Raw genomic sequence first — 5,758 nt, 5'->3', positions numbered from 1 at the left:
GCGGCTCGTCCGCCCCTGCGGTCGCGGCTGCGGCAGCGGCTGCCGCAGCCGTTGCTGCCGCCGCTGCTGCAGGCGACCGCGCAGGCTGATCCGCGGCGCCTTGCGCTGCCGCATCCTGCTGGCCGGCTGGCTGCGTTGCCGCCTCGCCGGCAGCATCCGCCTCGGTCAGATCATCGACGCCGGCCTCGTCCGGCGCCATTGCGCCCTCGTCTTGCGCATCGCCCGCCTGCTGCTGCGCAGCGGCCTGGGCCCGGCGCTGCCGCTGGATCTGCCGCCACTTGCGCACATTCTGCTGATGCATCTTCAGATTGGGGGCGAAAGCATGGCCACCCGTTCCATCCGCTACGAAATACAGATCGGACGATTCGATCGGGTTGAGCACCGCGGCAATCGACGCGCGGCCCGGATTGGCGATCGGCGTCGGCGGCAGGCCCTTGATCACATAGGTGTTGTAGGGCGTCTTGCTCTCGATGTCCTTGCGGGTCAACGGCCGCCCAAGGCTGCCGGCACCGCCCACCAGGCCATAGATGATGGTCGGATCCGATTGCAGACGCATGCCCTTGAGCAGCCGGTTGGCGAACACCGCCGCCACCTGCGGGCGCTCGGCGGGAACGCCCGTCTCCTTCTCCACGATGGAGGCGAGGATCACCGCCTCCTCCCGGGTCTTGATCGGCAGGTTGGGCGCCCGCTGCGGCCACAGCTCGTCCAGCAGCCGCTTCTGCGCGTCCGCCATCTGGTCGAGCAGCGCCTGTCGGCCGAAGCCGCGCTCGAACACATAGGTCTCGGGCAGCAGCGAGCCCTCCGCAGGCACCGCCGTGATCTCCCCGGCCAGCGCTTCATGCGCCTTCACCCGCTCCACCACCTGTTGCGAGGTCCAGCCCTCCGGCACCGTCAGCTTGTAGACGAGCGCCTTGCCGGTCACCAGGTCGTCCAGCACCTCGCGCATGCTCACGCGCGCCGGGAAGCGGTAATCGCCCGCCTTCAGCTTGGCGGCATTGTTGGTGAGAAACACCGCGGCCATGAACAGGTGGGCATCCCGGATCACCCCCTCCCGCTCCAGGTTCTCGGCGATGGCGCGAATGCCGGAGCCGCGCTCCACCTCCACCAGCTTGGTTCTGGCCAGCGGCCCCGGTGCGCCATAGAGATGATGGCCATAGGCGAACAGGCCCGCCCCGATCAGCAGGCCCAGAAACAGGCTGGACGTGAGCCCAAGGAACAGGCGGCCGAGCAGAGACCGTCGGGGCCGGCCCATCACCGCGCCCGACACGTTGGCTGCAGCTCTGCGGCGTCCAAACAGGCCCATGCTCTCCTGTCCGAAACCGGCGCGGGGATCCGCCAGACACCCGGCGGCCCGAACCTAGCTCGCATAGCGCCGAAACACCAGCGAGGCGTTGGTACCACCAAAACCAAAGGAATTGGACAATACGGTGTCGATCTGCTTCCGCTTCGCCTGCAGCGGCACCAGATCGATCACGGTCTCGACCGACGGGTTTTCCAAATTCAAGGTCGGCGGCGCGATATTGTCGCGAATCGCCAGCATGCTGAAAATGGCTTCCACCGCGCCCGCCGCTCCGAGCAGATGGCCTATGGCCGACTTGGTCGACGACATGGCGAGCTTGCCCGCCGCATTGCCGAACAGCCGCTCCACTGCGTGCAGCTCGATCTCGTCGCCCAACGGGGTCGAGGTGCCGTGTGCGTTCACATAGTCGATCTCTGCCGGCGAGATCCCCGCGCGCTCGATGGCCGTCTTCATGGACCGGAACGCGCCGTCGCCGTCTTCCGCCGGCGCCGTCACGTGGTAGGCATCCCCCGACATGCCATAGCCCACCACTTCCGCATAGATCTTGGCGCCCCGGGCTTTGGCATGCTCCAGCTCCTCCAGCACCACCACGCCCGCGCCTTCGCCCATGACGAACCCGTCGCGCGCGACGTCATAGGGACGCGACGCCCGCTCCGGCGTGTCATTGAAGTGAGACGACAGCGCCTTGCAGGCGATGAAGCCGGCGATGCCCAACCGGGAGATCGCCGCCTCGGTACCGCCCGCCACCATCACGTCCGCATCCCCCAGCATGATCAGCCGGGCGGCGTCGCCGATGGCATGGGCGCCGGTCGAGCAGGCGGTGACCACCGCGTGGTTGGGCCCCTTGAAGCCGTGCTCGATCGAGATCACGCCGGAGGCCAGGTTGATCAGCCGGCCTGGAATGAAGAACGGGCTCACCCGGCGCGGGCCCTTCTCGGCCAGCACCAGCGCCGTCTCCTCGATGCCCGGCAGACCGCCGATCCCCGAGCCGACCATCACGCCGGTCCTGATCTGGTCTTCGTAATCGGTGGGCGTCCAGCCGGAATCCTTCACTGCCTGCTTGGCGGCGGCCACCGCGAACAGGATGAATTCGTCGTACCGCCGCTGGTCCTTCGGCTCCATCCACTGGTCGGGATTGAACGTGCCGTCCTGCCCGTCGCCGAGCGGCACCTGGCACGCGATTCGGGTCGACAGATCGCTTGCGTCGAACTTGGTGATGGGACCTGCCCCGGATTTGCCGGCGATCAGACGCTGCCAGGTGATTTCGACGCCGGAGCCCAGCGGCGAGACCATGCCCATTCCGGTAACGACAACTCTCCGCATGCCCTGCTTGGGTTTCCTTGTGCCTCTGCCGACGGGTCCCCGTTAGGGCTGGTGGACCTATCGATCAACGCTCGAAAGAACAGTCCGTTGCGGCGTGCCAGCGCAGGCCTCAAGCCGGCTGGCAGGCGCCGGTCCTCGCTCAGGCCGCGTTCTTCTTGATGAAGTTCACTGCATCGCCGACCGTCTGGATCGTCTCGGCCGCATCATCGGGAATCTCGATGCCGAATTCCTCTTCGAAGGCCATGACCAGCTCGACCGTGTCGAGGCTGTCCGCACCGAGATCGTCGATAAAGCTGGCGTCCTCGGTCACTTTGTCCGGCTCGACGCCCAGATGCTCCACGACGATCTTCTTAACCCGTTCAGCGACATCACTCATTTCAGTTTCCTTAGTTTCCCGGTGCGGCGTCGTTGGCACCCGTTAAATGTCCCGCCCGCCACGGGCGAGTGCACACTCACATCCCGGGCTCGCGAATCGACGCATGCCGCCTCGCAGCCCCCATTTTGACTGCCTCAGGCCCGCTGAACGGGCCGTTGGCTTCCTAACACATAGTTTACCCCTTCACCAAGAGCCAACACAGCCACGCTGCCGGCCCTCGACCGATGACCGAGCCCGCCTCTCCCCCGGCCGCTGATCCTCTTCAGATCATCGCCATTCCGCCGTTTACATGCACCGTCTGGCCCGTGACGTATCCCGCCTCGTTGCTCGCGAGATAGAGCACGGCCGCAGCCACGTCCTCCGGCTTGCCCATGCGGCCCGCGGGGATGCTGCCGAGGATCGCCTCCCGCTGGCGTTCGTTGAGCACATCCGTCATCGGCGTCTCGATGAAGCCGGGGGCGACGCAGTTCACCGTGATCCCGCGGCTTGCAACCTCCTGCGCCAAGGCCTTGGTCATGCCGACGATACCGGCCTTCGACGCGGCGTAATTCGCCTGCCCCGCATTGCCGGTGCTTCCCACCACCGAGGTGATCGACACGATCCTGCCGAAGCGCCGCCTCATCATCCCCTTCAGCGCGGCACGCGACAGCCTGAACGCTGCCGTGAGATTGACATCGATCACCCGGTCCCAATCCTCATCTTTCATGCGGATCGCAAGATTGTCGCGGGTCAGTCCGGCATTGTTAACAAGAATGTCGAGCTGGCCGAGCTGCGCTTCAGCCTGAGGGACCAGCGCCTCGACCGCGGCGGTATTGCCCAGGTCGCAGGCGAAAATATGGCAGCGGTCGCCGAGTTCGGCCCGAACTGCCTCAAGCCGCTCCTCCCGGGTGCCCGAAAGCAGCACCGTCGCCCCCTGTCGATGCAGGACACGGGCGATGGACGCGCCGATGCCGCCCGTGGCGCCGGTGATCAGGGCGGCCTTCCCGTTGAGATCGAACATCAGCCTCTCCTGTCGCTACCTCGGTCAGCTCTGCGCTGCGGTAAAATTGGCCACATCCTCGGGGCTGCCGATGGCCATTGCGGCGGCATTGGGCGCAATGCGCTTGGCAAGCCCGGTCAGCACCTTGCCCGCGCCGATCTCGCACAGCCTGTTCACACCGTGATGGGCCATATAGGCAACCGATTCGCGCCAGCGCACCGTTCCCGTCACCTGCTCTGCCAGGCATGCGCGAATGTCTTCCGCCCGGGTCACCGGCGCTGCTGTGACATTCGCGATCAGCGGCACGGTAGGATCATGGATGCGGGTCTCGGCCAGCGCCTGTCGCATGATCTCGGCCGCCGGCTGCATGAGGGCGCAATGAAAGGGCGCGCTTACCGACAGCATGATGGCGCGCTTGGCGCCGCGCGCCTTCGCAATCTCCACCGCGCGCTCGACCGCCGGCTTCGCCCCGCTCACCACCACTTGCCCCGGCCCGTTGTCGTTGGCGATCTGCACCTCATCCGCGCCCGCCTCCGCCACGATCTCGCGCACCGGCTCGAGCTCGAGGCCGAGCAGCGCCGCCATCGCACCGGCCCCCACCGGCACCGCCCGCTGCATTGCCTGCCCGCGCAGCCGCAAAAGCCGCGCCGCATCGCTCAGCGCGAAACTCCCCGCGGCGGTCAGCGCGGAATATTCCCCGAGCGAGTGCCCGGCAACGAAGGCAACGTCCCGCGCGACCACCAGCCCTGCCTCGGCCTCCAGCGCCCTCAGGGCCGCGATCGACACCGCGAGCAGCGCCGGCTGCGCATTCTCCGTGAGGGTCAGCTGATCCTCCGGGCCGTCCCACATCAGCCGGGAGAGGGGCTGCCCGAGCGCCTCGTCCACTTCCTCGAAAACCGCCCGGCTCGGCGGGAAGGCCTCCGCCAGGGCCCGGCCCATGCCGACCTGCTGGCTTCCCTGTCCGGGAAAGGTGAACGCTGTTGTCATCGCCTGCGTGCGTATGGTTGAACCGCTCGCGCGGCAGCAATCATGAGCATTACCGGCCTGTCAAGAAAAACGGCTGCATCGATGGGTCGGCCGCTGTGGAAAGCGCGAAGTGGCGATGTTGATGAACGGCCCTTGCCCGCCGCCGCCATTGGCTCTATATGCAGGGCCTTGTAGCAGCTCCGGTTGGAGGCTGAACGGGAGGCCGTCGTCTCGAACGAGGCTGCGGCGGTGCTGAGCGCCAGGCTCCCGGTGTCTCCGCTTCTTTGAGGATCCACGAACTTGAGCCTTTCCGCGAGGGGCTTGAGGGAGGCTCGGCGCCGGAGTTGAACCGCAACCGCGAACAGGAAAGGCTTGGCGCCGATGGCGTTGTACGAGCACGTATTCATGGTTCGGCAGGATGCATCGACCGCCCAGGTCGAGGCGCTGACCGAGCAGTTCAAGACCGTTCTTCAGGAAAACGGCGGATCGGTGACGAAGGTGGAGCACTGGGGCCTGCGGCCCGTCGCCTATCGCATCAAGAAGAACCGCAAGGCTCACTACACCCTGATGAACTTGGATGCGCCCCATGCGGCTGTGGCCGAGCTGGAGCGCCAGATGAAGATCAACGAGGACGTGATCCGGTTCCTCACCCTGCGCGTCGAAGATCATGAGACCGGACCGTCGGCCATGATGCGCGCCCGCTCCAGCCGTGAGGAGCGCGATGACCGCGGGCCGCGCGGGCCGCGGGGAGGCCGCGACGGAGCCCCGCGTGAGGGCGCTCCGCGTGACGGCGCTGCGCGCGATGGGGCGCCCC

The 5,758-nt window shown here is 66.8% G+C and carries 6 protein-coding genes; 1 reads left to right on the top strand and 5 read right to left on the bottom strand.

Annotated features, from left to right (window positions below; all coding sequences use genetic code 11):
• From mltG to fabD, 5 genes are all read right to left on the bottom strand, one after another.
• A partial coding sequence (mltG, locus tag E4P09_RS25750) for an endolytic transglycosylase MltG (protein ID WP_205042325.1) occupies window positions 1-1,303 on the bottom strand: 1,303 nt, incomplete at its 3' end.
• Between the two features lie 54 nt (window positions 1,304-1,357).
• On the bottom strand, window positions 1,358-2,623 hold the full coding sequence (gene fabF / locus E4P09_RS25745; protein ID WP_137392527.1) for a beta-ketoacyl-ACP synthase II: 1,266 nt from the start codon (window positions 2,621-2,623) through the stop codon (window positions 1,358-1,360).
• Window positions 2,624-2,762: 139 nt separating this feature from the next.
• Complete coding sequence (locus tag E4P09_RS25740; protein ID WP_137392526.1) at window positions 2,763-2,999, bottom strand: acyl carrier protein; 237 nt, start codon at window positions 2,997-2,999, stop codon at window positions 2,763-2,765.
• Between the two features lie 262 nt (window positions 3,000-3,261).
• Window positions 3,262-3,999, bottom strand: coding sequence for a 3-oxoacyl-[acyl-carrier-protein] reductase (gene fabG, locus E4P09_RS25735; RefSeq protein ID WP_137392525.1), 738 nt, complete (start codon window positions 3,997-3,999; stop codon window positions 3,262-3,264).
• 24 nt (window positions 4,000-4,023) lie between these two features.
• Window positions 4,024-4,965, bottom strand: coding sequence for an ACP S-malonyltransferase (gene fabD / locus E4P09_RS25730; protein ID WP_137392524.1), 942 nt, complete (start codon window positions 4,963-4,965; stop codon window positions 4,024-4,026).
• Between the two features lie 360 nt (window positions 4,966-5,325).
• Here fabD and rpsF point away from each other — a divergent pair.
• A partial coding sequence (rpsF, locus tag E4P09_RS25725) for a 30S ribosomal protein S6 (RefSeq protein ID WP_137392523.1) occupies window positions 5,326-5,758 on the top strand: 433 nt, incomplete at its 3' end.

This window comes from Rhodoligotrophos defluvii (assembly GCF_005281615.1).
GTDB lineage: Bacteria > Pseudomonadota > Alphaproteobacteria > Rhizobiales > Im1 > Rhodoligotrophos > Rhodoligotrophos defluvii.
The sequence above is the reverse complement of the archived record's forward strand: the minus strand, read 5'-3'. Positions and strand labels throughout refer to the sequence as shown.

Bases quoted from the DNA above. Each gene is read 5' to 3' on its own strand.
- E4P09_RS25740 (WP_137392526.1), bottom strand. From the start codon at position 2,999: ATGAGTGATGTCGCTGAACGGGTTAAGAAGATCGTCGTGGAGCATCTG.
- fabF (WP_137392527.1), bottom strand. From the start codon at position 2,623: ATGCGGAGAGTTGTCGTTACCGGAATGGGCATGGTCTCGCCGCTGGGC.
- fabD (WP_137392524.1), bottom strand. From the start codon at position 4,965: ATGACAACAGCGTTCACCTTTCCCGGACAGGGAAGCCAGCAGGTCGGC.
- fabG (WP_137392525.1), bottom strand. From the start codon at position 3,999: ATGTTCGATCTCAACGGGAAGGCCGCCCTGATCACCGGCGCCACGGGC.